The 636-nt window shown below is 66.5% G+C and carries 1 protein-coding gene; it reads right to left on the bottom strand.

Translation table 11 applies throughout. From position 1 onward, the window contains the following. On the bottom strand, positions 1–636 hold a 636-nt coding region (locus tag J5M71_RS26430), incomplete at both ends, for a 3-keto-5-aminohexanoate cleavage protein (RefSeq protein WP_207838416.1).

The raw sequence follows: 636 nt of genomic DNA, 5'->3' as shown, positions 1-636 counted from the left end.
CTTCGGCAGCGATTCGGCGGTTAGCGTGCAGCCGTCGGGCACGCGCTGGATGAAGTTGAAGAAGTTGAACGGATTCGGGCCGTCGAAGCCGCCACCGATGCCAATCCACGTGAGGTTCAGCGGCCCCGTGTACGTGCCCTTGCGCACGAGCCGCTCGAGCGTCTCGAGCGCATGGATGCCCGTCAGCTGGAAATGCGGCTGGATACCCGCCGCCTGCAGCCGCCGCAGATGCTCCTCGACCCACGCAGGGCCGGCGGGCACCGTCATCTCGCTATACGCGGCGTGCAGCGCGGAATTCGCGAGCGATGTGCCCGCGAGGTACTCCGGATACAGCAGCTCCATGATGTTCATCTGCGTCGTGTTGATCGCGACCGTCACCTGGTCCGGCTTCGGATCGAGCTCGGCGAGCATGTGGCGCGTGTCATCGGACAGCCACTTCGCGGCCTGGCCGTCGTCCTCGGGCGCGAACGAGATCGAGCCGCCGACCTGGATGATCATGTCGGGCACCGCCGCGCGCACGCCAGCGATCAGCTCGTTGAATTTCGACAGCCGCTTCGAGCCCCGGCCGTCCAGCTCGCGAACGTGCAGGTGCAGCACCGTCGCGCCCGCGTTGTAGCAATCCACGGCCTTCTGCAC

It is taken from the genome of Pseudomonas sp. 43(2021) (genome assembly GCF_017490805.1).
GTDB lineage: Bacteria > Pseudomonadota > Gammaproteobacteria > Pseudomonadales > Pseudomonadaceae > Aquipseudomonas.
This window is presented reverse-complemented; position numbering and strand designations above follow the sequence as displayed.